At 71.8% G+C, this 23,407-nt stretch carries 21 protein-coding genes; 6 read left to right on the top strand and 15 right to left on the bottom strand.

Annotation, left to right across the window (positions count from 1 at the left end; genetic code table 11):
* Positions 1-4: 4 nt before the first annotated feature.
* From AB0O48_RS15740 to AB0O48_RS15730, 3 genes are read right to left on the bottom strand one after another with little or no spacing between them, the layout of a single operon-like run.
* Positions 5-2,107, bottom strand: a complete 2,103-nt coding sequence (locus AB0O48_RS15740; RefSeq protein WP_365066113.1) for an iron ABC transporter permease — start codon at positions 2,105-2,107, stop codon at positions 5-7.
* 2 nt (positions 2,108-2,109) lie between these two features.
* Positions 2,110-3,093: an iron-siderophore ABC transporter substrate-binding protein gene (locus AB0O48_RS15735; protein WP_365066110.1), complete on the bottom strand. Its 984-nt coding sequence runs from the start codon at positions 3,091-3,093 to the stop codon at positions 2,110-2,112.
* Between the two features lie 32 nt (positions 3,094-3,125).
* Positions 3,126-3,959: an ABC transporter ATP-binding protein gene (locus AB0O48_RS15730; protein WP_357239756.1), complete on the bottom strand. Its 834-nt coding sequence runs from the start codon at positions 3,957-3,959 to the stop codon at positions 3,126-3,128.
* Positions 3,960-4,072: 113 nt separating this feature from the next.
* On the opposite strand from AB0O48_RS15730, the gene AB0O48_RS15725 reads away from it, so the two are divergent.
* Positions 4,073-7,252 carry a BTAD domain-containing putative transcriptional regulator gene (locus AB0O48_RS15725; protein ID WP_365066106.1) on the top strand — a complete coding sequence of 1,060 codons (3,180 nt, stop codon included), beginning with the start codon at positions 4,073-4,075 and terminating at the stop codon, positions 7,250-7,252.
* Position 7,253: 1 nt separating this feature from the next.
* Here the strand turns inward: AB0O48_RS15725 and AB0O48_RS15720 are convergent, their stop codons facing one another.
* The 3 genes from AB0O48_RS15720 to AB0O48_RS15710 all read right to left on the bottom strand — a co-directional run bounded on the left by AB0O48_RS15720 (position 7,254) and on the right by AB0O48_RS15710 (position 9,719).
* Positions 7,254-8,081 (bottom strand): ABC transporter permease, encoded by an 828-nt coding sequence (locus AB0O48_RS15720; RefSeq protein WP_357239750.1) that lies wholly within the window; start codon positions 8,079-8,081, stop codon positions 7,254-7,256.
* A complete protein-coding gene (locus AB0O48_RS15715; protein ID WP_357239746.1) occupies positions 8,078-9,058 on the bottom strand; it encodes an ATP-binding cassette domain-containing protein in 981 nt (326 codons plus the stop codon). Before AB0O48_RS15715 ends, AB0O48_RS15720 begins: the two co-directional genes overlap by 4 nt.
* A 193-nt stretch (positions 9,059-9,251) precedes the next feature.
* The gene (locus AB0O48_RS15710) at positions 9,252-9,719 is read right to left on the bottom strand and encodes a MarR family winged helix-turn-helix transcriptional regulator (RefSeq protein WP_357570321.1); all 468 of its coding nucleotides are present in this window, start codon (positions 9,717-9,719) and stop codon (positions 9,252-9,254) included.
* A 116-nt stretch (positions 9,720-9,835) separates the two neighbouring features.
* Here AB0O48_RS15710 and AB0O48_RS15705 point away from each other — a divergent pair, with 116 nt between their 5' ends.
* From AB0O48_RS15705 to AB0O48_RS15690, 4 genes are all read left to right on the top strand, one after another.
* Complete coding sequence (locus AB0O48_RS15705) at positions 9,836-10,378, top strand: DinB family protein (protein WP_357239740.1); 543 nt, start codon at positions 9,836-9,838, stop codon at positions 10,376-10,378.
* Between the two features lie 40 nt (positions 10,379-10,418).
* Positions 10,419-11,030: a dihydrofolate reductase family protein gene (locus tag AB0O48_RS15700; RefSeq protein WP_357239737.1), complete on the top strand. Its 612-nt coding sequence runs from the start codon at positions 10,419-10,421 to the stop codon at positions 11,028-11,030.
* 257 nt (positions 11,031-11,287) lie between these two features.
* Complete coding sequence (locus tag AB0O48_RS15695) at positions 11,288-12,229, top strand: hypothetical protein (RefSeq protein ID WP_365066100.1); 942 nt, start codon at positions 11,288-11,290, stop codon at positions 12,227-12,229.
* Between the two features lie 384 nt (positions 12,230-12,613).
* On the top strand, positions 12,614-13,240 hold the full coding sequence (locus tag AB0O48_RS15690; RefSeq protein WP_365066097.1) for a DUF2625 family protein: 627 nt from the start codon (positions 12,614-12,616) through the stop codon (positions 13,238-13,240).
* A gap of 120 nt (positions 13,241-13,360) precedes the next feature.
* On the opposite strand, the gene AB0O48_RS15685 is transcribed toward AB0O48_RS15690, so the two are convergent.
* Positions 13,361-14,146: a GntR family transcriptional regulator gene (locus tag AB0O48_RS15685; protein WP_365066094.1), complete on the bottom strand. Its 786-nt coding sequence runs from the start codon at positions 14,144-14,146 to the stop codon at positions 13,361-13,363.
* Positions 14,147-14,619: 473 nt separating this feature from the next.
* Between AB0O48_RS15685 and AB0O48_RS15680 the strand changes: the two genes are divergently transcribed.
* Positions 14,620-14,913 carry a hypothetical protein gene (locus AB0O48_RS15680; RefSeq protein ID WP_357570314.1) on the top strand — a complete coding sequence of 98 codons (294 nt, stop codon included), beginning with the start codon at positions 14,620-14,622 and terminating at the stop codon, positions 14,911-14,913.
* An 84-nt stretch (positions 14,914-14,997) separates the two neighbouring features.
* Here the strand turns inward: AB0O48_RS15680 and AB0O48_RS15675 are convergent, their stop codons facing one another.
* The 8 genes from AB0O48_RS15675 to AB0O48_RS15640 are packed head-to-tail and all read right to left on the bottom strand — an operon-like array spanning position 14,998 to position 23,375.
* Positions 14,998-15,801, bottom strand: coding sequence for a methyltransferase domain-containing protein (locus AB0O48_RS15675; RefSeq protein WP_357239732.1), 804 nt, complete (start codon positions 15,799-15,801; stop codon positions 14,998-15,000).
* Between the two features lie 27 nt (positions 15,802-15,828).
* Positions 15,829-16,599: an ABC transporter ATP-binding protein gene (locus tag AB0O48_RS15670; protein ID WP_365066090.1), complete on the bottom strand. Its 771-nt coding sequence runs from the start codon at positions 16,597-16,599 to the stop codon at positions 15,829-15,831.
* Complete coding sequence (locus tag AB0O48_RS15665; protein WP_357239726.1) at positions 16,599-17,342, bottom strand: ABC transporter ATP-binding protein; 744 nt, start codon at positions 17,340-17,342, stop codon at positions 16,599-16,601. Before AB0O48_RS15665 ends, AB0O48_RS15670 begins: the two co-directional genes overlap by 1 nt.
* Positions 17,339-18,358, bottom strand: a complete 1,020-nt coding sequence (locus tag AB0O48_RS15660) for a branched-chain amino acid ABC transporter permease (RefSeq protein ID WP_365066085.1) — start codon at positions 18,356-18,358, stop codon at positions 17,339-17,341. Before AB0O48_RS15660 ends, AB0O48_RS15665 begins: the two co-directional genes overlap by 4 nt.
* Positions 18,355-19,251, bottom strand: a complete 897-nt coding sequence (locus tag AB0O48_RS15655) for a branched-chain amino acid ABC transporter permease (protein WP_365066083.1) — start codon at positions 19,249-19,251, stop codon at positions 18,355-18,357. The genes AB0O48_RS15660 and AB0O48_RS15655 overlap by 4 nt, the downstream gene beginning before the upstream one ends.
* On the bottom strand, positions 19,248-20,441 hold the full coding sequence (locus tag AB0O48_RS15650; protein ID WP_365066080.1) for an ABC transporter substrate-binding protein: 1,194 nt from the start codon (positions 20,439-20,441) through the stop codon (positions 19,248-19,250). The genes AB0O48_RS15655 and AB0O48_RS15650 overlap by 4 nt, the downstream gene beginning before the upstream one ends.
* 47 nt (positions 20,442-20,488) lie before the next feature.
* Complete coding sequence (locus AB0O48_RS15645; RefSeq protein ID WP_357239714.1) at positions 20,489-20,893, bottom strand: roadblock/LC7 domain-containing protein; 405 nt, start codon at positions 20,891-20,893, stop codon at positions 20,489-20,491.
* A 16-nt stretch (positions 20,894-20,909) separates the two neighbouring features.
* Positions 20,910-23,375, bottom strand: a complete 2,466-nt coding sequence (locus AB0O48_RS15640) for a nitrate- and nitrite sensing domain-containing protein (RefSeq protein ID WP_365066076.1) — start codon at positions 23,373-23,375, stop codon at positions 20,910-20,912.
* Positions 23,376-23,407 lie beyond the last annotated feature (32 nt).

The following is a 23,407-nucleotide window of genomic DNA, read 5'->3' as shown; positions in this document are numbered from 1 at the left end:
GCATCTACCGGGGGTTGTTCGCCACGGCGCGGGAGCGCCACAGCAGCCAGACGAAGTACGGGGCGCCGATCATGGCGGTGACCAGGCCGGCGGGGACCTGGGCCGGAGCGATGACCGTCCGGCCGAGGGTGTCGGCGACGCTGACCAGCGCCGCGCCGAGCAGGGCGGCCGCCGGGAGCACCCGGGAGTGCCGCCCGCCGACGAGCGCCCGCGCGGCGTGCGGGGCGACCAGGCCGACGAAGCCGATGACCCCGACGGCCGAGACCGCGGTGGAGGTGAGCAGCGCCGCCGCGGCGAGCGCGACCAGCCGGGTACGTTCCAGCCGGACGCCCAGCACCCGGGGGGTGTCGTCGTCCAGCGCCAGCAGGTCGAGTTCGCGACGGGCGGCGACCACGGCCGGGGTGAGCACCAGCAGGGCGATCAGCACCGGCAGCACCTGGATGGGCGTCCGGCCGTAGGTGGAGCCGGACAGCCAGGTCAACGCCTTCCCGGTGTTCCACGGGTCGAAGGCGACGACCAGGTAGGTGATGACCGCCATCCCGCCCTGCCAGGCGCCGAACCCGATCAGCACCAGCCGGTCGGAGCTCAACCCGCCGCGCCAGGCCAGGCCGTAGACCAGGGCGAACGCCAGCATCGCGCCGAGGCCGGCGACGCCGGAGACGGCCCACACCCCGGCCAGCGGCACGAAGGTGAGCAGGGAGATGGCCCCCAGGCCGGCGCCGGCGGTGATGCCGAGGATGCCCGGTTCGGCCAGCGGGTTGCGGCAGACCGCCTGGACGGTGGTGCCGGCCACCGCGAGCGCCGCGCCGGCCAGGACCGCCGCGGCGACGCGCGGCCACCGCTGGTCCAGCACGAAGGTGTACGCCGGCCCGGTGCTGCCGTTGACCCAGTTGACGACGTCACCCAGCAGCACCCAGGTGTCACCGGCCAGCATGCCGACCGCCACGGCGGAGACGGTCACCACGGCGGCGACGGCGACGACGCCGCGGTGGAACGCGGCGGAGCGGACGGCCGCGTGCCCGCCGGGTGGGCGGCGGGTGGGGCCCGCGTCGCGGTGCCGGCGGGCCAGCCAGATGAGGATCGCCGCGCCGAACAGGGTGGTGACGACACCGGTGGGGATGTCGACTCCGGCCTGCCCGCCCATGACGGCGCGCAGCAGTACGTCGGAGCCGAGCACGATGATGACGCCGGCGATGCCGGACAGCGGCAGCAGGATGCGGTGCCGGTGCACCCCCGGCACCACGGGGGCGAGCAGCCGGACGATCACCGGGGCGCACAGGCCGACGAAGCCGACCGGACCGGTGAGGGTGACGGCCGCGGCGGACAGCAGCACAGCGAGGACCATGACGGTGAGCCGGGTACGCCGCACGTCGAGCCCGAGCACGGTGGCGGTGTCGTCGCCGAGGGCGAGGATGTCGAGGCGGTGCCCGAGCAGCATCAGCACGACGATGGCGCCGACGATCACCGGCGCCAGTTGGGTCAGCGCGGTCAGGTCGCTCTGCACCAGCGAGCCGTTGCCCCACGCGAACAGGCCGATGGTGGCCTGCTCGAAGAGGAGCAGCAGCAGGGTGGTCACCGACCCGAGCGCCAGGGCCGTCGCCGAGCCGGCGAGGATGAGCCGGGTGGTGCCGGCCTGCCCGCCGGAGGACATCGCCATCACCAGGCCGGCGGCGGCCAACCCTCCGCAGAAGGCGAGGCCGCCGGCGGGCAGCGCGGGCAGCGAGACGCCGAACGCGGCCACCGACACGATCGCCAGGTGTGCGCCCGCGTTGACCGCGAGGGTGTCGGGCGAGGCGAGTGGATTGCGGGCGATCGACTGCAACGCGGCACCGGCGAAGCCGAGCGCGACGCCGATGGCCAGCCCCGCGAGCAGTCGGGGCAGCCGGGCGGCGATCAGGACGCGGGCCGTCTCGTCGTCGGCGCCGGTCGCGAGCCGCAGCAGATCCAGGGCGCCGACGTTCGAGGTGCCCTGGGTGAGGTGCACCGCGCCGACCACGAGCAGCAGCAGGGTCGCGGCGACGAAGACGACGGCGACGCGGGGCGCGGCCGGGCGGCCGTCCGGAGCCGGCCGGGTGGCCGGCTCCGGACGTGGGGGTGCGCTGAGCACGCTCACACCGCGTACGTCTTGACGAGTTCGTCGATGTACTGCTTGCCGGACAGCGGTCCGCCGAAGGTCCAGATGCCGTTGGGCATCTTGTGCAGGTTGCCCTGCCGGACGAAGGGCAGCGCCTTCCAGATGGCGTTGCCGGCGAGACCGTTGGCGAACACGTCGTCGCCGTCGGATGCGCTGTAGAAGAAGCGCAGGTTGGGATCCTTGAGCACCGTCATGCCTTCGACGTCGGTCTGGCCGAGGCCCCACACCTCGTCGGTCTTGCCGGTCCACGCGTTGGTGAGACCGAGCTGGATGCCGATCTGGGAGACGAGCGCGCCCTTGCCGAACATCCGGATGCTGACGGTGCTGCCCTCCTTCCAGCCGTCGGCGATGGCGAACGGCCGGCCGGCGGCGCCCGCGTCGGCGATCTTCTTCTTGCCGTCGGCGATGGCCGCGTCGAAGTCGGTGAGCAGCTTCTCCGCCGCGGTGGTCTTGCCGACGGCCTTGGCGATCATGGTGAGGTCGGTGCGCATCCGGCCGAGGTTGTCGGCGGCGTCACTGCCCTTGGCGACCACGACGGGGGCGTACTTCTCCAGCTGACTGATCAGGTTGGCGCCCCGGTCGTCCTCCATCACGATGAGGTCGGGTTGGAGGGCGACGATCGAGTCGACGCTGGGCTCACCGCGAGTGCCGACGTCCTTGACGCTCGGGTCGAGCTTCGCGGCGGTGACCCAGGTGCCGTACCCCTTCGGGTCGGCGACGCCGACGGGCATGACGCCGAGGCTGACCAGCATCTCGACCTCGCCCCACTCCAGCCCGACGACCTTGGTCGCCGGGGCCTTGAGGGTGATCTCCTTGCCGCGGCTGTCGGTGAGGGTGACCGGGCCGCCGGCCGCCGAGGAGGAGGTCTCGGGGGCCGCGGCCTTCTCGGTGGTGCCGCAGGCGCCGAGCGTCAGCGCGGCCACGACGGCGAGGAGGGCGGTGAAACGGGTACGGGTCATGACGGTCTTTCTCTGCTGAGGATGAGGGGTGTTCAGACCAGGGCGCGGATCGGGTGCCGCCCGACCGGGCGGGTGGTGACCAGTCCGCTGACCGGATCGGTGGTCACCTCGATGCGGATCCCGTAGGTCTCGGTGAGGGCGTCCTCGGTGAAGACCGTGGCCGGGGTGCCGGTGGCGCGCACCCGGCCCTGGTGCAACAGGACGATCTCGTCCGCCACGGCGGCTGCCTGGTTGAGGTCGTGCAGCACGACGCCGACGGCGACGTCGTGGTCGTTCGCGAGGTCCCGGACCAGGTCGAGGATCTCCACCTGGTAACGCAGGTCGAGGAACGTGGTGGGCTCGTCGAGAAGCAGCACCGGGGTGTCCTGGGCCAGGCAGGTGGCCAGCCACACGCGCTGCAACTCGCCTCCGGAGAGTTCGTCCACGGGGCGATCGGCCATCGTCGCGACGCCGGTGACGTCCATGGCGCGGGCGATCGCGGCGGGACCGTGCGGGTCCTCCGCCCGCCAGCGCCCCCGGTAGGGGTGGCGGCCGTACCCGACGACGTCGCGGACGGTGACACCGCTGGGCACCGGCCTGCTCTGGGCCAGCAGGGTGACCCGACGAGCGAACTCGCGGGCCGGGAGGCTGGCGGCCGTGACGCCGTCGGCGAGGTGCACGGTTCCGGCCTCGATCGGGTGTAGCCGGGCCAGCGCCCGCAGCAGCGTGGACTTCCCGCTGCCGTTGGGCCCCACCAGTGCGGTCACGGCGCCCGCGCGGAGGTTGATCACGGCACCGTGCACCACCGGCACACCGTGGTAGCCCAGACGGAGGTCGACGCCGGACAGGCTGCGACCCCCGTTGGCCGACGCCAACTCGTTCTGCATGAGGTTAGGCTAACCTAACCTCGTTGTGGCCTGTCAAGCCGGTCACGCTCCCGTCGACAGCCGGGCGGACCGGTGGTCGTCGGTCCCGTGGGCGCGTGAGGGATGCTGGGTCCGTGCACATCGCGACCCTCGGCCCACTCGCCGTCGACGGCCGGCCCGTTCGGGGTGAACGGCTCGTGGCGGTGCTCCGCGCGCTCGTCGACGCGCGTGGGCGAGCGGTCTCCGTGAACCTGCTCGTGGACGCCGTCTGGGACGGCACGCCACCCGACGACGCGACAGGCGCCGTCCAGGCGCTCGTGTCCCGGGTTCGTCGTCTCGGGCTGCCCGTGGTCGCGGTGCCGGGCGGATACCGGCTGCCCGCCGAGGAGGTCACCGTCGACGCGGTCGAGGCGCGCGCGCTCGTCGACCGTGCGCGGACCGTGTTCCACTGCGGCGACGTCCGGTCCGCCCGCGGCCTGGCCGATCAGGCGCGTGCCCTGTTCCCCGAGGTCCCGGAGCTGGTCACCAGCGAGGACACGCGCCTCTTCGCGGATGTCACGGCGCTGCGCGCCCAGGCGGCACTCGCCGGTGTGGGTTCGTTCGACGAGGTCGACCTGGGCCGGCTCGTCGCGCGTACGCCCCCGGACGAGCCGTCGGCAGCCCTGCTCGTCCGGGGGCTCGCCGCCCAGGGGCGGGAGGCGGAGGCGCTGGAGGTGGTCGAGCGGCTGCGCGCCGAGCTGGCCGACCGGTACGGCACCGACCCGTCGCCCGTGATCACGAGCGTCCACCTGGCGTTGCTGCGCGGTGAACTCACCGCAGCGCCCGTCGCGGCGCCGCCCCGGCAACCGGCGCGGATCACGCTGCCCACCGCGTGGCGCCGTCCCATGGCCCCTCTGGTCGGGCGGGAGCGGGACCTGAGGGCCGTCACCGACGCGCTCGCCGAGACACCTGTCGTGACGATCGTGGCGACCGGCGGGGCGGGCAAGACCCGGCTCGCCGCCGAGGTGGCGAGACGCGCCGCCGCGGCCGGGCGCTCGGTGCGCGTCATCGAACTCGCTGGCCTGCGCTCGCCCGACGAGGTGCTGCCCACGGTGCTCGCCGCGCTCGGCGGTGCGGACACCACGGCGACCGGCGGCAATCTGGGTCTGGAGCGGCGGGTGCTCAACCCCGAGGAGCGGCTGCGCGCGGTGGCGCCGGACCTGGACGGGCTGGTGGTGCTGGACAACTGCGAGCACGTGCTCGACGCGGTGGCGGCCGTCGTCGCGGACCTCGTCGCGGTGACGTCCCCCGAGGTCGCGGTGCTCGCGACGAGCCGCGCCCCACTGGGCCTGGTCGGCGAGGTGGTGCACCGGCTGACCGCGTTGCCGGACAGCGACGCGCTCGCGCTCGTCGAGTCCCGGGCCCGGGCTGGTGGCGCCGTGCCGACCTGGGACGCCGAGCGGGTGCTGGCCCTGTGTCACCGCCTCGACAACCTGCCGCTGGCACTCGAGTTGGCCGCCGCGCGACTGCGGCACATGCCGATCGACGACGTGCTCGCCGGCCTGTCCGACCGGTTCGCGCTGCTCGACGACGCCCTGCGCGGCCTGCCGGAGCGGCACGCGAGCCTGTGGGCGTTGGTCGACTGGAGCAGGGAACTGCTCGCCGCGGACGACCGCCACCTGCTCCAGCGGGTCGCGGTCATCCCCGCGCCGTTCACCGCGGACCTCGCCGCCGCCGTCGCGCAGACCCCGGACGTCCGTCGCGGCCTGGCGACCCTCGTCGAACAGTCCCTGCTGACCCTGGTCGAGGGGGACGGTCCGCCGCGCTACCGGATGCTCGAAACGGTCCGTGAGTACGGCGAGGCCCGGCTGGACGCGGCAGGTGACCGGGACCAGGCGATGGCCGGCCTGGTCAGCTGGGCACGGGAGCAGGCCGTCGCACTGGCCGGCCACTTCATCGGCCCCGGCCAGGTCGAGGCACTGCACCGGTGCGCCGCCGAGCAGGACAACCTGGTCGCGGGCCTGCGGTGGGCGATGGGAGCGGACGACGAGCCCGCCGCCGTCGACGTCGCCACCGCGCTGTTCCACCTCTGGTCGGTGCGGGGCCTGCACCTGGAGGTGCTGGCCTGGGCGCGCGGGCTGCTGCACATCGACGACCCGCAGCGACGGACGCGCTCGGCGATCCTGCGCGGCACGGCCAGCGGCCGGCCACTGCCCAACGCCGAGCGGCTGGCCTGGATGTGCGTGGTGATCAGCGTCAACGCCGGCGTCAGCGCCGACCTGCGGCCCGCCGTGCTCGCCCGCCGGGCGCTGCGGACGCTGCTGGCCGAACGTCCCGCCGAGGTGTCGTCGCGACTGACCGCCCTCGCGTCGGCGCTGCCCGGCTTCGACGCGTCCGATGTGGAGCAGAGCCTGAAGAGCGCGACCGAGATGGTCGCGCACCCGGACCCGTACGTGCAGGGGCTCGGGCTGTTCGCGCGCGCGGCGGTACGGGAGAACGGCGGCCTGCCGGAGGCGTCGATCGGCGACGCCGAGCAGGCGTACCACCGCTTCGAGGCCGCCGGCGACCACTGGGGCATGGCGATGGCGGCCGGTGCCGTCGGGCAGTTCCTCGTCCCGAGCGGGGATGCCCGTTCGGCCGAGTGGCTGACCCGCAGCGTGCACCACATGGAGTTGGTCGGCGCCACGCAGGACGCGCGGTCGATCCGGGTCCGGCTGGACGTGCAGCTGGCCCTGACCGGCGACGCGGACGCGGAGCGGCGACTGGGCGAGACGGCCGCGCTGGGTCAGGCCGAGCAGATCGACGCCGCGCAGGCGTTGCTCGGCCTGGCGCATCTCGCCTGGCAACGCCAGCGTTACGACGAGACGCTCGCCCACGCCGACGAGGTGATGCGCGTCCTCGCCGGCTGGGTCGGGCCGCACCCGCAGCCGCGCGTGATGCTCCGGGCCACGGCGGCGATCATCTACCTGCGGGTGGCCCAGGCCGGGCGGGTGTCGGGCACCGACGTCACCGTCCAGGCGGCCGCGATGCTGTCGCTCGCCCGCGACGACGCGCTGACCTCGCGGGACCTGCCGGTGATCGGGGCGTGGGCGTCGGGCGGCGCGGAACTCGCGGCGTACCGGGGTGACGCCGACACCGCCCGCGAACTGGCCGTGCTCGCGAAGCGGATCGGCACCCAGATCGAGATGTTCTTCCCCTTTGAGAACGGCGAACGGCTCAACGCCATCCTCGGGAACGAGGAGCAGCGTGAGCCGTTGCTGGCCGCGTGGCGCGAGCGGCCACCCGTCGCGGCCGTCAACCGGATCCGCGAGCTGATGGACGACCTGCTCGCGTAGGTCAGATCTTCTTGCGGTACGCGCGCAGCGCCAGCGGCATGAACACCGCCACGAAGCCGGCGCACCAGGCGAGCGTCCACCAGACGTGGTTGCCGAGTGGGGTGCCGAGGAACAGTCCGCGTACCGATGCCACCAGGTGGGTCATCGGGTTGACGTCCACGAACGCCTGCATCCAGCCGGGCAGGGTGTCCGCGCCGACGAACACGTTCGACGCGAAGCTCAGCGGCATGATCAGCGCGAACATCACGCCCTGCACGGCACCCGCGGTCCGCACCTTCATCGACACCAGCACCGGCAGCCAGCTCAGGCAGAGCGCGAACAGCACCGCGAGCAGGCACCCGGCGACCGCCCGGAACAGGTCGGTCTCGATCCGGAAACCCATCACGTAACCGATCGCGAGAGTCGACACCGTGACGATGACGTACCGGACGACATCGCCGAGAACCGCCCCGACGAGTGGTGCGGAGCGGGGGATCGGCAACGACCGGAACCTGTCGAAGATGCCCTTGGCGATGTCGGTGTTCAGGTTGACGCCGATCGCGATGGCGCCGGTGGCGATGGTCTGCGCCAGGATGCCGGGCAGCAGGAACTGCAGGTAGTCGTGGGTCGATCCGGCGACCGCGCCACCGAAGACGTACACGAAGATGATGAGGAACAGCACCGGTTGCAGGGTGACGTCGATGAGCGCTTCGGGCGTACGCCAGGTCTTGATCAGGCTGCGTTTGGCGAGCGCCAACGAGTGCCGGACCAGCCGGAACGGCCGCGGGTTCGGGGCCGTCGTCGACAGTGCGCGGCTCTTCGTGGGTGCCGTGTCGATCAGAGTGCTCATGCCGCGACCTCCGTGGGGCGGGTGGTGTCGTCGTCGGATGCCGTACGCCCGGTGAGGGTGAAGAACACCTCGTCGAGGCTCGGCAGGTGCAGGGAGAGTTCGGTGACCGCGATGCCGGCGGCGGCGAACCGCGCGACGCTCTCGGTCAGGGCCGCGTCGTCGCTGACCGGCACCGCGAGCACGCCCTTCCGGATCTCGTCGGCGGTCGCGCCGGAGCCGACCTGGGTCAGGATCTCCGCAGTACGGGGCAGGTGCGCCGCGTCGGTCGGCCGGACCTCGAGGGTCTGCCCGCCGACCACCCGCTTGAGCCCGTCCGGCGTGTCGTGGGCGATGACCCGGCCGTGGTCGATCACCGTGATCGCGTCGGCGAGCGCGTCGGCCTCCTCCAGGTACTGCGTGGTGAGCAGCACCGTCGAGCCGTTGCCGACAAGCGAGCGGACCACGTTCCACATGTCCTCGCGCTTGGCCGGGTCGAGTCCGGTGGTCGGCTCGTCCAGGAAGATCACGTCGGGGGAGCCGACGAGGCTGGCGGCCAGGTCCAGTCGTCTCCGCATGCCGCCGGAGTAGGTCTTCGCCGGGCGGTTCGCGGCGTCGGTCAGGTCGAACCAGTCGAGCAGTTCGGCGGCCCGCCGCCGGGCACCGGTGCGCCCCAGTTCCAGCAGGGTGCCGAACAGCTCCAGGTTCTGCCGCCCGGTCAGGTCCTCGTCGACCGAGGCGTACTGGCCGGTGAGGCCGATGCTCTGCCGAACGCGCTCGGCGTCCCGTACCACGTCGAAACCGCCGATCCGGGCGGTTCCGCCGTCCGGGGCCAGCAGGGTGGAGAGGATGCGTACGGCGGTGGTCTTACCGGCGCCGTTGGGGCCGAGCACCCCGAGCACCGTCCCGCGAGGAACCGCGAGGTCCACGCCCTGTAGCGCCCTCGTCTTCCCGAACGTCTTCACGAGGCCCTCGGCCTCGATCACCAGGTCAGCTGTCATGCGCCCAGCCTGCACGGCGCGGCTGACACCGCCCCGACACGCCACCGACACCGGCTGACACCGGCTGACACCGGCGGTTCCGGCCCCGGCGCGGTGATCGACTCGACTTCCCGAAAGACGCGGTATCCACCCGCCCGCGACACCGCGACTTTAAGAAGACCGAGTCGATCAAGCCGCGTGCGCACGTACCAGGTCAGATCGCCGGACCGTCCGTGTTCCGGATCATCTGCCGGAGCACCTTCAGGGCCGTCACGTAGTCGGCGTCGGCGATCCCCTGGTGGATGCGGGCACGGATCGCCGGAGCGTGCTGCTTGAGGTCGAGGCGAGCCGCCTCGCCCGCGTCGGTGATCCAGAGTCGCTGCTGGTCGTCGCGCGTGAGCCAACCCCGATCCAGCAGAACGCCGGCCTCGGCCTCCAGATCGTCCTCGGACCTCAGGTAGGTGCTCATCGCCATCTCGAGTTCCGGAATGGTCATGCCGTGACCGTCCGGCGAGATGTCGTTGCCGGACAGGTTGCGAAGCAACCAGAACTGGGGCTGGGTGAAACCGAACTCGGCGTGCCGGGCCCGCGTGAAGGCGATGAGTGCCTCGTAGGCCACGCCGGTCCAGTACGCGGCGGGCTGGGTCGCGAGTTCGACGTCGGACAGGGGCTGGGTTGCCACGGGTGGCCTCCTGGGAGTGCTCGACTGAACGCGACCCTAGAACCTCAAGTCAGGACGAGGTCAATGCGGCGACCCGGCCGTTCCCGTACACGAGCGCTACGGCGTAGGTTGCGGAAGTGACAAGAAGTGAGCGAATCGCGGACCAGTTGGACCGGCACTGGCAGAAGAACCTGCGGCCCCGGCTGGACGGTCTTGCCGACGAGGAGTACTTCTGGGAGCCGGTGCGCGGCTGCTGGAGCATCCGTCCACGTGGCACGTCGTCCGCGCCGATGTCGACAGGTCCAGGGGAGTGGACGATGGACTCCGCGTCCCCCGACCCGGTGCCCGCGCCGGTGACCACCATTGCCTGGCGGCTGGCGCACATCATCGTCTCCTGCCTGGCCTACCGGGTCGAATGGCACTTCGACGGCCAGGAGGCCGACTCGCTCGCCTACGCGGGGACCGCCGACGAGGCGCTGAAACAGCTCGACGAGATGTACGGAAGATGGGACGCGGGGGTCCGCGAGCTCTCGGACGGTGACCTGGAGAACCCGCCCACCGCGGGTCCCGAACGGTTCCCCATGGAGGGCATCGTCCTGCACGTCAACAGGGAGCTGATCCATCACGGCGCCGAGATTTCCCTGCTACGCGACCTCTACCGCTGGCAGGACGGAGCGTGACGCTCCGCTGGGCGATTGTCTACGGGTAAAGGAGGGCCCGATGGGCCGCACGGTGTTGAGCATGAGCGTGTCGTTGGACGGCTTCGCCGCCGGCCCTGACGTCACCCGCGAACAACCGATGGGCAGGGGCGGCGAGCGGCTGCACGAGTGGCTGTTCCAGGCTGACGGGGATCGTGCTGTGGCCGCAGACGGCGTCACCCCGGTCGGGGTCGACGCCGCGCAGGTACGAGAGCGTCATGCCACGACCGGCGCCGTGGTGATCGGCAAACGGACGTTCGACGTCGGTGTGGACCTGTGGGAGGACACCCCGTTCCCGGTGCCGTGCTTCGTGGTCACTCGCGAGTCACGCGACCCGTTGCGGATGAAGAGCGACGTCTTCACGTTCGTCGACGACGGACTCCACAGCACGCTGCGCCAGGCGCGACAGGCAGCGGGCGACCGGAACGTCCTCATCATGGGTGGACCCACCACCGGACGAGAGTTCGTCAAGGCCGGGCTGGTGGACGAGATCCACCTCCAACTCGTACCGGTGTTGCTCGGTGCCGGCACACGCCTGTTCGACCACCTCGGCACCGACCACATCGAACTCCTACGCACCGCGGTGATCGAATCGCCACACGTCACGCACCTGCGTTTCCACGTCCCGAGGTGACCGCTCGGCGTCGGCCGGCCGCAGGGTGGACTCGACGTCCGCCGTGCAGACCGGCCGGCGCTCGGACGGCCGCGCCGATTGTCGAAGTCGGGATATGCTGGCGGCGGCAGAGCGCCTGCCCGTGCCCGATGTGGTGGCCCACGCCCGACCGCATGCTTGGGGCCAAGAGTCTCCGACTCCGCGCCGCTGTGTCGACTCCCGGCGTGCCAGTCACGCCGCCTGCTCGGTGGAGTGCGTGGGGCTGCACCGGAGGCATCATGTCCGATCACCAACCACGGCGGACCCCAACCCCGGGCCGTGCCCGCAAGCGCGCCATCCGGGAACACGCCGCCCAGGCCGGTGTCGCCTACTCGGTGGCTGCCCGTCACCTTGCGTCGGTGGGTCTGCGCCCCGGCGAAACCCTCGCCACGTACGGGCGGACGATCTATCCGATCGGGTTCGACCCGCATCGCCAACTGCTCGTCGAACGCCGTGAGCGGCGGTCGTTGGAAGAGCGGGTGTCGGACACCCGGCTGGGCGCCACCCTGCCGCATGGTCGCGCGCAGCACCTCGCCGAGCGCTTCCCGCCCAGCCGTGGGCGGACGGGCAGTGGGGTGGGATCGCTCTACCACGGCGAGGGCCGGGTGGAACTGCTCGCGATGCTGTACATCGTGATCGCGGCCGAGTCGCCGGGGCTGCTGCCCGAGGTGGGGGACCTCGCCTGGATCGCGGAGCTGGGCGAGGACACCGCGCTCGACACGGCCTGCGCCGAAGTGGATCGCGAGGCCCGCCGGCTACTCGATCGGGAGCCCCTGGCGCTCTGGCCGATCATCGAGGCGGCGCTGACCGTCTGCGAACACAGCACGGACTGGCAGGTCCGCCAGGAGGCGATCCGGCAGGGCGCGCTCCTCCGCACGATGATGACGCCGCGGGTCGGGTACGCCGGTGAGCCGTACGTGCCGGGGCTGCCCGTCGCCGGTGTCCGGCAGGTCCTCGACGCGCTGCTCATCGTCGCCGACGACGGACACGCGCCGGGCACCCGGGTACGCCTGCGCAGGTCGCCGGACGGCGCGGGGTTGGCCACGATCATCGGGGCCACGTGGGGGTCGTCGGGTCCGCCGGTGGGTTATCTCGTGTGGCCCGACGCGGCGACGGCACCGCTGGCGGCCCGCGCCGACGACCTGATCGTCCTGCCCGACCAGGAGTCGACGCCTCGCTGAGCCTGGGCCGGCTCGGTGGTGGGCCGGGTGGTGAGGGTCGACGCGGCGTTCCAACGGTCGTCCTCATCGTCCCCTGCGGGACGGTTCGCACCTGTCCGCGCGGGTGCCTGTCCACACGTCGTTGCCTGGGCCGCCCTTGGGTGATCAGGTCACGGTCAGGCGAAAGCCCTGCCGGGAACCGCCCTGCGGACCGGGACCGACGACTTCGGCGGGGGCGGAACGAAGGCGTTCGTAGAAGGCGCGCCGCGAACAGCACCCCACCGATTGGGAGGCAGCATTATTCGGTCTATGCGCTCCCTAATGCGGCGGGTCTCGCTGATCGGTCCGGGACCGGTGCGGGGGCATGCTCCACGCTGAGTTCAGGACCTGTGAAAAGCTCTCAGTATGAGTGAGTCGGCGTGGCCCGAGGTGGTCGCAGCGGTGGCAGTGGCGCCTTATCCCGTCGAGGTGTTGCCTACGAACCCGGGCAAGGCTGAGCGCTGCTTGACAGCGCTTGGGATGTCGGCGCGCTCATGGCTAGGTGCCGTCACGGAGCATTCAGGCGGCTTGTTGGTTGACCACGGCTGGCTGCGGGTGTTGGGAAGTGGTAGCGGCCGCTTGCCGGATATTGTCGCCGAGGCGGATCCCGCTGCCGGTGTACTGGTCGTGGGTTATGACGTTCTGGGCGGGCAATTTGCTTGGTTTCAGTCCCAGCCAGGGGAGCCGCCAACCGTCCACTACTTCGGACCAGATGATCTCGGATGGCAGGATCTGGAGCAGGGGTATGCCGACTGGCTACACGCCGTGCTCTCCGGATCGCTGACCCGGTTCTATGAGACTTTGCGCTGGCCTGGCTGGGAGGGCGAGGTCTCGGGAGTGGCCCTTGATGAGGGCATTCACACGTGGCCGCCGCCCTGGGCCGTCGAGGGCAAGGACCTGAGCGTCGTGTCGCGAAAGGCGATTCCGATTGCGGAGTTGGTGTCCTTTCACCACAAGACTGCGCGGCAGTTGAGCGAGCCAGGTCTGGCATGATGCGTTCGTCTGGCCGTGTGGCGCGATCGGTGGATGAAGGTCCAACGGACGGACGGCGTCATCAGGCGCGCGTCAGCGGCTGGCCGCCGGGACGCATTCCTCCGCTCCTCCGCGGGTCGACTATCTGAGATCGATCAGGTAGTCCAGTTCAACTCGGTCAGCACGCATCACGATGTGCGCCACCTCGGCTACCCAATCGTCCACGTAGGTTTGCCTGGTGATGACGATCACGGGCACTCCACCAGGGATGCGCAGCGCCTCGGTCTCGTCCGGGGTCGGCAACCTCCAGGCAGGACGTTCGCGAATGCTGGTGACCGTGTGCCCGAGGCTGTAGAGCTGCGACGTGTTGCCACCGGGCCAAGGCTCGTTCGCAGGGTCGGCTACCGGGGTGCCAGCGACCGTGTCCAGCAGTAGGCGTGAGACGGACATCTGTTGCGGAACACCATGGGTACGGAAGAGGAAGTGACGTTCGAGGAGCATCGTTCCCGGCTCCAGGTTGAACAGTTCGGCCACCGCCGCACTGGCTGGCACTTCCCGGAAGTCCGCATCCACGCTGTAGGCCGACCACGTCACCTGCTGGTCAACAGTGAACGACGTGCCGAGTTCTCCGCTTCGGACCTGTTCCAGCTCTTTGCGGTACCGCTCTGAGGCCACCCGGCGCACCGGCACGATCGGGCGCGCGTATGTGCCCCGTCCCACCTCCGTCAGCACCAGGCCTTCAGAACGCAGCAATGCCAGAGCCTCACGAACGGTTCCGCGTGCGACTGAGAAGTCAACCATCAATGCCGACTCACTGGGTAGCAATGAGCCAGGCGGGATGAGGCCATCCTCGATGCGGCGGCGTAGCTCGTCGGCCACCTGACGGTATCGACGGGGCTGCTGGTGCGGGGTAGGCACGTTGGTCACCGTACTCCCGATCTTCCTGAGTCTGCCTTCATGCCACGACACGCGATCAACCTGTATAGACAGGCTGCACAGACAGGTCATAATGTGGCATCAGGCCGGCACGGAGAGTGACCTAGGGGTAGGCGCCCGTGCCGGTCTCTCAGAAGCGAGGGAAGGCCCACCGTGCGCCGATGGAAATGGTTCCAGAGACCTGATGAGCCGATCGATGTGGTCGTCCGCTCCGCTGACCAGGTCGTGGCGTGCGGTACTCCTGCGCCGCCCCTGGAAACCGGAGATGGCGACCACCCGGATGCGGTTAGCGGTCGGCATGATGCTTGAGCAGCCTCGCCCGGAACCCCCGTTCACCGTGATCATGGCCGGCTTTGTCGTCGACCTCCACAATCGCGGTACGTGCCCGCGCTGCCAGCCCGATGGCTGTCCGAAGCTGAGGGCTGCCGGGCGGGCGCTGAAGGTGTGGCGCGCAAGGAAGCCGCATGAAGACAGGTGACATGCTGCGGCTGGACCGAGCTGTCAGCGTTCAGTTCCTGCACCCCATCACCGTACGAGTCATCAGGGTCCTTGATTGGATCACCTACGACGGATGGGCCTGGATCGACTGCTACCAGCTCGGCCCGAGCGGTGACGCCGTCGCGCGACGCTCGCTGTTCATCCAGCCGGCGCGAGTGCAGTACGTACCGTCTGCGCTGTTCCAGGGATGCCGGGCACGGACGCAGACCGGCCGGGCTCCTGGGGAGGGAGCCCGGCCGGTGCGGTCGGTGCCTCCGTAGCGCTGTCCGCTGCGCAGCGGGGGGAGGTGCTGCGGCGGAACAGCTACGGACGGCGCGACCGCTCTCCGCGCGGTGTCCGCCTGCTCAGCTCGGCAGGCGACCCCGCGTGGAGACGAAGTGGTACGACATGGCGGCGAACCCGGGGTCGCGCAGCAGCCGCCGGAAGGCGTTCAGTTGCTGGGGCGACAGCCCCGCCGCCAGCAGATCCGGCTCCAGTTGGCGGGAGTTGGTCTCGTAGAGCGACGTGCCGGTCGACCCGCCGGCCCAGCTCTGCGAGTGGGTGATGGTGTCCACGTCGGTCAGCCCGGCGAGGGCCATCTCGGTGTGCACGTCCTGCGCCCAGCCCAGGTCGGCGCCGTGGTCCTCCAGGACACCCATCATGGCGTCCATCACCTGCGCGAAGAGCTTCGCGGCGTCGTCACTGGGCGCGGTCAGCACCCGTTGTGGCGCGGTGCAGTCGAACTCCTCGACCACCAGCCACCCGCCGGGCGCGAGCGCGCCGGTGAGCGTGCGCAGGACCCGTCGTCGATCGGGGAGGTGCAGCAGCACCAGCCGCGCGTGGATCAGGTCGAACGCGTCCCCGGGCGGCGGTTCGGTGCGTACGTCGTGCCGGCGTACGTGCAGGTTGCCCTCCGCCGTGAGGTGCGTGGGGTCGATGTCGGTGGCCAGCACGTGGCCCTGGTCGCCGGTCGCGCGGGCGATCCGCCGGGCCATCGAGCCGCCACCCGCCCCGACCTCCCAGCAGGTCGCGCCCGGTCGCAGCACCGGGCTGGCCAGTCGACGTGTCGTGATCGGGTCCAGGAAGGACTCCAGCGCGTGCATCTGGGGAACGGCGTCGGGTGCGCCGTTGTCGAACGTGTACGCGCCATCGCTCGTCGCGGTTGTCATGGGTGTCTACCTCTCCGAGAAGGGTGACTACGGGGTGTCGGCCCAGAGCCGAGGGGCCGCTCGGTTGGGTGGGGGTGCCGGGGCGGCGGCGACGCTCAACATCGCCGTGAGCGGCGCCGGGTCGGCGCGAGCCTCGGCCGTCGGCCGGTCGTAGACCACCCGGCCGTACTCCAGCACCGCCACCCGGTCGGCGAGCTCTATCGCGTACTGGAGTTGCTGCTCCACGAGCAGCACGGTCAGACCGTCGGCGGCGAGACCGTTGACGAGCTCGCGGACCCGCGCCGCCAGATCGGGCGAGAGACCCTCACACGGTTCGTCGAGCAGCAGCACCCGTGGTTGTCCGAGGAGAGCCCGGGCTATCGCCAGCATCTGCTGCTCGCCGCCGGAGAGTTCGCAGCCACGGTGTCGCAGCCGCACCGCCAACCTCGGCAACAGTTCGAGGGTCCGGGCCACCGTCCAGCCCTCGCCACCGGGGGCAGCGGCCCGCCACGGCGCGGCCGCCAGGTGCAGGTGCTCGGCCACGGTCAACCGGGAGAAGACCCGTCGGCCCTGCGGGACGAGGCCGACGCCGGACTGGGCGATGCGATGCGGTTGTCGGCCGGCGACGTGCACGCCGCCGATCTCGACGCGACCGCTGGAGGCACGTACCAGTCCGGCGATGGTGTGCACGAGCGTGCTCTTGCCCGCACCATTGCGGCCCACCACGGCCTGGATGCTGCCCGGGCGTACCCGCAGGCTGACCTCGTGCAGCACCATCCCTCCGGCGTAGCCGGCACACAGCCGATCCACCGACAACATCAGGCCACCCCGTCGGCGTAGGCCTGCCGCACCAGCGGCGAGGTACGGATCTCGTCCGGCGTCCCGGCGGCCAACGTGCGACCGTCGCGCAGCACGGTCACCGTGTCCGACAGGGCGTACACCAGGTCGAGTCGATGTTCGACGAGTAACACGGCGACCGCGCGGGGCAGTGCCTGGAGCAGCTCGACGAGCCGGCCGACCTCGACGGCGGACAGCCCGGCCGCCGGTTCGTCCAGCAACAGCAGGCGGGGGCGACCGGCAAGGGCCATCGCGATCTCCAACTGGCGTCGTTGCCCGTGGGCGAGGTGCCCGGCGGGCACCGCCGCGACATCGGCGAGGCCCATCTGGTCCAGCAGTGGACCGGCCCGGTGTTGAGCGTCGCGCCGGCGTCCGCCCGGCCACCACCTGCGCTGAGGGATGACCCGCGGCAGCGCGGCCACCACCACGTTCTCCGTCGCGGTGAGCGTCGCGAAGACCGCGGGGCGTTGGTGGATGCGGTTGATGCCCCGCCGCGCCCGGGTCGCCGGGCCGAGCCGGCCGATGTCCCGCCCGTCGAACCGCACCGTGCCGCGCTGCGGTTTCGTGGACCCGCCGATCACGTTGAGCAGGGTCGTCTTACCGGCTCCGTTCGGGCCGATCAGCGCGTGTCGCTGGCCGTCGTGCACGCACAGGTCCACGCCGTCGAGCGCGGCGAGCGAGCCGTACCGCACGCTGACCTCCTGGGCGTCGAGCAGGTTGGTCATCGGCGCAGCTCCCCGACGGTGGCCTGTTCCTGGGCGACGGACGGGTCCGGCTGGGGTGCCGGGGCGTCCGTCGGGCGCAGCCTGCCCCGGGCCCGGTTGACGCCGCTGGGCAGCAGGTAGACCGTTGCCACGAACAGCACCCCCAGCACCAGTGGCGCGTGGCCGGGCAGCACCCCGAACAACCAGTCCCGGGCCGCGATGACCAGCGCCGCGCCGACCAGGGCGCCACCGACCGAGGCGGTGCCACCGATGACGACACCGAGCAGCAGCAGCGCGGACGTGTCGAAGCCGAAGTCGGCGGGGGAGATGTACTGCTGGGCGACGACCAGGAGCGAGCCGGCCGCACCGGCGATCGCCCCGGCGGCGACGTGCGCGCCGGACACGTAGAGCGGCACCCGGTGCCCGCTGGCCCGCAGCCGCGTCTCGTCGTCCCGCGCGGCGCGCAGCAGCAACCCGGCGCGGGTCCGCAGCAGCACCAGCACCGCGCCGACAAGCGTGGAGACGACGACCAGCGCGTACAGGTAACGCGCCTGGTCGCTGGCGAGCGGCGGGAGCCCCCAGAACGGGCGGACCGCCGCGATGCCGGCCAGCCCGTCCGTGCCACCGGTCACCGACCGCCACCGGCCGAGGACGGTGACGGCGAGTTCACCGATGGCGAGCGTGATCATCAGGACGATCACCCCCCGGGCGTGCACGACGAGGGGCACGGTGAGCGCGGCCAGCACCGCCCCGGCGGCGGCCGCGACGGCGACCTGCACGACGCCGACGTCGGAGATCCGGCTGCCCACCACGGCGCAGGCGTAGGCGCCCGCCGCGTACGGCGCGGTCTGGCCGAGGGTGGGCATGCCGGCGACGCCGGTGAGCAGGGCCACGCTCACCCCGACCAGGGCCAACGCCAGCGTCCGGGCGAGGATCGCCGTGGTGTAGTCGTCGACCACCCAGGGCGCCACGACCAGGCCGACCAGGACGAGCGCCGCGACGGCGCCGCGCGCCCGCCGAACCACCGCGTCCCTCATGCCGCCCTCCAGTTCACGGCCAGGCCTCGGGCCCGCACCGCCAGCACCGCCGCCATGGCCGTGAACAGCAGGAACGGCGCGGCGGACGGCAGCAGCGCCACTCCCAGCGTCTGGATCTCGCCGATCGCGAGCGCCGCCAGCAGGGTGCCCCCCATCGACCCGAGACCACCGAGGACGACGACCACCAGGGACAGCAGCAGCACGGTGTCGGCGGTGTCCGTGCCGGGGCCGATGATCGGCGCGCCCAGGACCCCGGCCGCGCCGGCCAGCGCGCCGGCGGCGGCGAGCACACCGGTGCGGATCCGCGCGGGACTCACGCCCAGGCAGGCGACCATCTCCGGGTCGTCGACGGCCGCGCGGACCAGCATCCCGGCCCGGGTGCGCCGGACCACCAGGTAGAGCGCGGCGGCGAGCACCGCCGCGACGACGATGAAGACCAGCCGGTACGCGGCGTAGCGGTGCCCGGCGAGCACCACCGACCCCTCCAGGACGGCCGGCACCTGGACCCGCGGATCGTCGGGGCCGAAGCCGGCGACGAGCAGGCTGCCGCCGGCCAGTGCCACCCCGAACGTCAGCAGCGCCTGACCCAGGTGGTTGCCGGTGGCGACCGGGGTGAGCAGCCCGGCCACCAGCGCACCCGCCGCGGTGGCGGCCAGCACACCGACCACCAACGCCAACGCCAGGCTGGCCCAGCCACCGTCGAGCAGCGCCGCGGCGGTGTAGCCGCCGATCGCGTAGAGCAGGCCGTGCGCCAGGTTGAGGATGTTGGCGACGCCGAAGCAGAAGACCAGACCCGACGCGGCGACGAACACGAGCAGCCCGTAGGCGACCCCGTCCAGCGCCGGGATCAGGTACGGGTCGATCCGGTTCAGGCCGGCCGCCACCGCGGTCACCGGCCGACGGTCGCGAGGTCACCCACGACGGTGTTGGACAGCGCCCGGCCGTCCTGGCGGACCTGCCGCAGGTACCACTTCTGCACCGGGGAGTGCGTGGCGGTGGAGAACTGCCAGGTGCCACGCGGGCTGGCGATCTGGCCGAGCTGGCCGATGGCCGTGTTGATGGCCTCCGGGGTCGGGTTGCTCCCGGCGGCGCCGATCGCCCGGTCCAGCACCGCCGCCGCGTCGTACGAGGCGAGCGCGTAGGTGGTCGGTGAGCCGTCGTGCTTGGCCTTCCACGCCGCCACGAAGGCGCGGTTCTCCGCGTTGTCCAGGTCGGGCGAGTAGTTGAGCACCGAGAAGACGTCCCGCGCGGCCTCGCCCTGCGCGTTGAGCACGCCGCCCTCGGTGAGGAACCCGGCCGCGTACAACGGGACGTCCTTGATCTCGGACTGCGCGTACTGCTTGACGAAGTCGACGGCGGCGCTGCCGGCGTAGAACGTGTAGACGGCCGCGGCACCGGAGGCCTTGATGCGGGCGAAGTACGGGGTGAAGTTGGTGGTGGCCGGGAAAGGGGTGAAGGTGGTCTTGCCGTCGTCGTTGGCGAGCTTCCCGCCGATCTTTCCGAACGCGTCGGTGAACCCGCGCAGCTCGTCCCAGCCGCCCTGGTAGTCCGGGCCGATCGCGTACACCGAGCCCTGCACGTTGTCGCGGACGTGCTGGGCGATCGCCGCCCCGGGCTCGTCGGAGAGGTACGAGGTGTGCCAGACCCGGGAGACGTCCTTGAGTTCCGGTCGCCCGTTGGAGCCGACAAGCGGCACCTTGGTCTCGTCGAGCAGCGGGGTGACTCCGGCGACCGAGCCGCCACCGACGATGCCGGTGAGCGCGGACACCCGGTCCTGCTTGAGCAGCTTCGTCGCTGCCGGCACCGCGGTCTGGGCGCCGTTGCCCTCGTCGGCGACGACGAGGTCGACCCGTCGACCGCCGAGTTTGCCGTCGTGGGTGTCCAGGTAGAGCTGGAAGCCGTCGCGGATCTCCGTACCGACCGCCTGGTACGTCCCGGACAGCGACGCGAGCAGGCCGATCTTTATCGAGCCGCTGGCGCTCGTGCCCGGCGCGTCGTCGCCGCAGGCCGTGTTGGCGGTCAGGACGACCGCGAGCAGCGTCGCGGCCAGGGCATGGCTGCGCCGAAAGGTGGTGTGAGGCATGTCTTCTCCAGGGGAAGTGGGTCTCCGGCGTGGGGGCGCCGGGGCGGTCAGCGGCTGCGGGCGAGTGCGGCCCGGGCCGCGGGGGTCAGGGCGTCCCCGATCCGGTTGGCCAGCTCGGTCATCTCGTAGGAGACCTTGCCGACGTCGCACTCGGGTGCGGCGAGCACCAGCAGCGAGGCGCCGTCATTGAAGGCCATCGAGAACATGAACCCGCCTTCGAGCTGCGTGACGTTGGAGATCACCGCGCCGGCGTCGAAGAAGGCCGCCGCCCCCCGCAGCAGGCTGACCAGTCCGCTGCCCGTCGCGGCCAACTGGTCGGCGCGGTCCGGGGGCAGGTCACGGGTGGAGGCCACCATCAGGCCGTCGCTGGAGATGGCGATCGCATGGCTGACCTCGGTCGCCCGCGCGGCGAAGCTGTCCAGCAGCCAGCCGAGATCCTGTTGGTCGCTCACGTGCTCTCCTGTCGCGTCATGAGTTGCCGAGGTTGATCGGGGTGCGCCTCCGGTTCGCCACACCCCGCGCGTACGCGGCCATCGCCGTGGCCACCTGGGCCGGATCGCGGTACTCGGATCGTTGCTGCTGCTGCTGCTGCTGGGGCACGGTCACCGCGCCGGGCACGAGGTGCCGTTGCGGCTCCCGTTTGGGCAGGCCGGCCGTGGTGGTCGTGGCGACCTCGGGGGTGTGTGCCTGGGCGGCGGTGTGCCAGGCGTCGTCGGCGGGACTGGACCACTCTCGGCCGTCGGCGGCATCCGTCTGGAACCAGTGATTGACCTGTTCGAAGATGAGCAACTCCTCGGTGGGCGCGTCACCCCGGTCCGGGGGAGGGGGAGGCCGTCGGAACACCGGCGCCGCCGGCAGGGACCGCTCGGCCGGTGGGCGTCCGGCGGTGGGCTCGGGACGCGGCTGGTACGGCGGCGGCGGGTTGGTCGTGCGCGCCGCCCGCCGCGAGAGGCGGCCGGGCGCGAGCAGGTACTCCTCCGGTGGCAGCGACCGGATGATCGCCGCGGGCAGCGTCGCCTCGGCGAGGGTGCCGCGTCGGGGGCCGCGTCGCAGTTGGACGGTGGCGCCGAGCCGGGACGCGAGCTGGCCCACGACGACCAGTCCCATCGCCCGTACGGCCGCCACGTCGATGGCCGGCGGGCTGGCCAGGAGTTCGTTGAGCTGCTGCATCCGCTGCCCGGACAAGCCCATGCCCTCGTCGCTGATCTGGACGATGACGCGGTCACCCAGGCTTCGACCGCTCACCCAGGTCTCGCTGCCGGGCGGCGAGTACGTCGTGGCGTTGTCCATGAGTTCGGCGAGCAGGTGCACGACCTCGTCGACGCTCTTCGCCGCCACGGCGACGTCTCCGTCGATCATGCCGAGCCGGATCCGCGCGTAGTGCTCGATCTGGGACAGCGCCGCCTGGAGCACCTGTTGCAGCGGGATGTCGCGCTGGCGTACGCGACCGACACCGACGCCGCCGAGCACGAGCAGGCTGGCGTTGATCCGTCCCATCCGGGTCGCCAGGTTGTCCAACGTGTAGAGCTGGTGGAGCCGGTCGGGATCGGTCTCGTCCCGTTCCACCAGGTCGACCTGGGCCAGTACGGCGTCGACGAGTCGCTGTTCGCGGCGGCTGAGGTGGATGAAGATGTCGGCGGTGTTGGCGCGCATGACGGCCTGCTCGGCGGCGGTCCGCACGGCGGCCTGGTGCACCGCGCTGAACGCCTGGCCCAGCTCGCCGATCTCGTCGTCGCTGGACGGCTCGAGGGCTTCGGAGGCCTGTTGGCGGGCGAGCCTGTGCGGGTCGACGGCGGCGCTGCCCGGTTGCTGGAGCTGGGCCACCACGGCGGGGAGCTGTTCGAACGCCACGGCGTTCGCCGCGTCCCGTAGTCGCCGCAGCCGCCGGGTGATCTGCCGGGCGACGGCCCAGGTCACCAGGGCGGTGAGGACCAGTGCCAGCAGGACACCGACCGCCTCGGCCACGGCCCGGCGGCGCTGGTCGCCGTGCGCGGCCCGAACGTCGGCGCCGACCGCGGTGTCGACCCGTGCGCGCAGGTCGGCCAGGCGAGCGGCACGCGCCTGGGTGGTGGACACCCAGCCGGCGGTCTCCAGTTGCAGTCGTGACCCCGGCTGCGCCCGCGACACCTCGTCCTGCATCCGTTGCAGGGCGAGCGCCTCCTTGCCGGTCCCGGCCTGCTCCCACCAGACGCTCCACTCGGGCGGGGCCAGGGCCAGGAAGGACAGGCTCGACTCGGTGTAGCTGGTCCGGGCCGCGGTGATGTCCTGCTGCATGGCGGGGGTGAGGTCGCCGCCCACCGCCGCGCGCAGCACGGCAACCTGCTGTTGACCGATCGCCTCGGCCGTCTTCGACAGGGCTGCCGAGGCGCGGATCCCGTCGGCGAGGGTGGCGTCGACCACGCCGTGCGAGATGTTCTCCCGGAAGCTGATCAGGTCGGCGATCGCGATCCGGTAGCTGAAGGTCATCGCGGACACCGAGGCGTGCGCCGCGGTGCGTACCTGGGTGCGCAGCGGGGCGAGACTGTCCAGGGCCGCGTCGACGCGGCGCAGGAGGGCGCGGTTGGCACCGACGTCGGCGGGCAGCCGGTCGCGCTGTGCGCGGTAGCGGGCGACGGCGTCGTCGGTGGCGGCCAACTCCACGCCGAAGGTGTCCTGCTGCTCCGGCGTGGGGTAGGTGAGCAGGGCGGCGGCGGCGATGCGTTCGCGTTGCAGCCGGTAGGCCAGGTCACCGGCCCCCGCGCCGACCTGTGCCAGGATCCGCAGGTCGCTGGCGCGCATGGTCTGGCGTGCGCTCTCGGTCAGCGCGAGACCGGCGAAGCCGATCACGGCGACGAGTGGTGCCGCGACGATGAGGCGCATCCGCCCGGCGATCTTCCAGCCGCGACGGCGGGTCGGGTAGGGTCTGGCCGCGTGGGACCGGGTGCTCGACGCCAAGATTGACTCCCACGACTCGTCGATGACGGTCT

It is taken from the genome of Micromonospora sp. NPDC085948, assembly GCF_040686315.1.
Taxonomy (GTDB): Bacteria; Actinomycetota; Actinomycetes; order Mycobacteriales; family Micromonosporaceae; genus Micromonospora.
The sequence above is the reverse complement of the archived record's forward strand: the minus strand, read 5'-3'. Positions and strand labels throughout refer to the sequence as shown.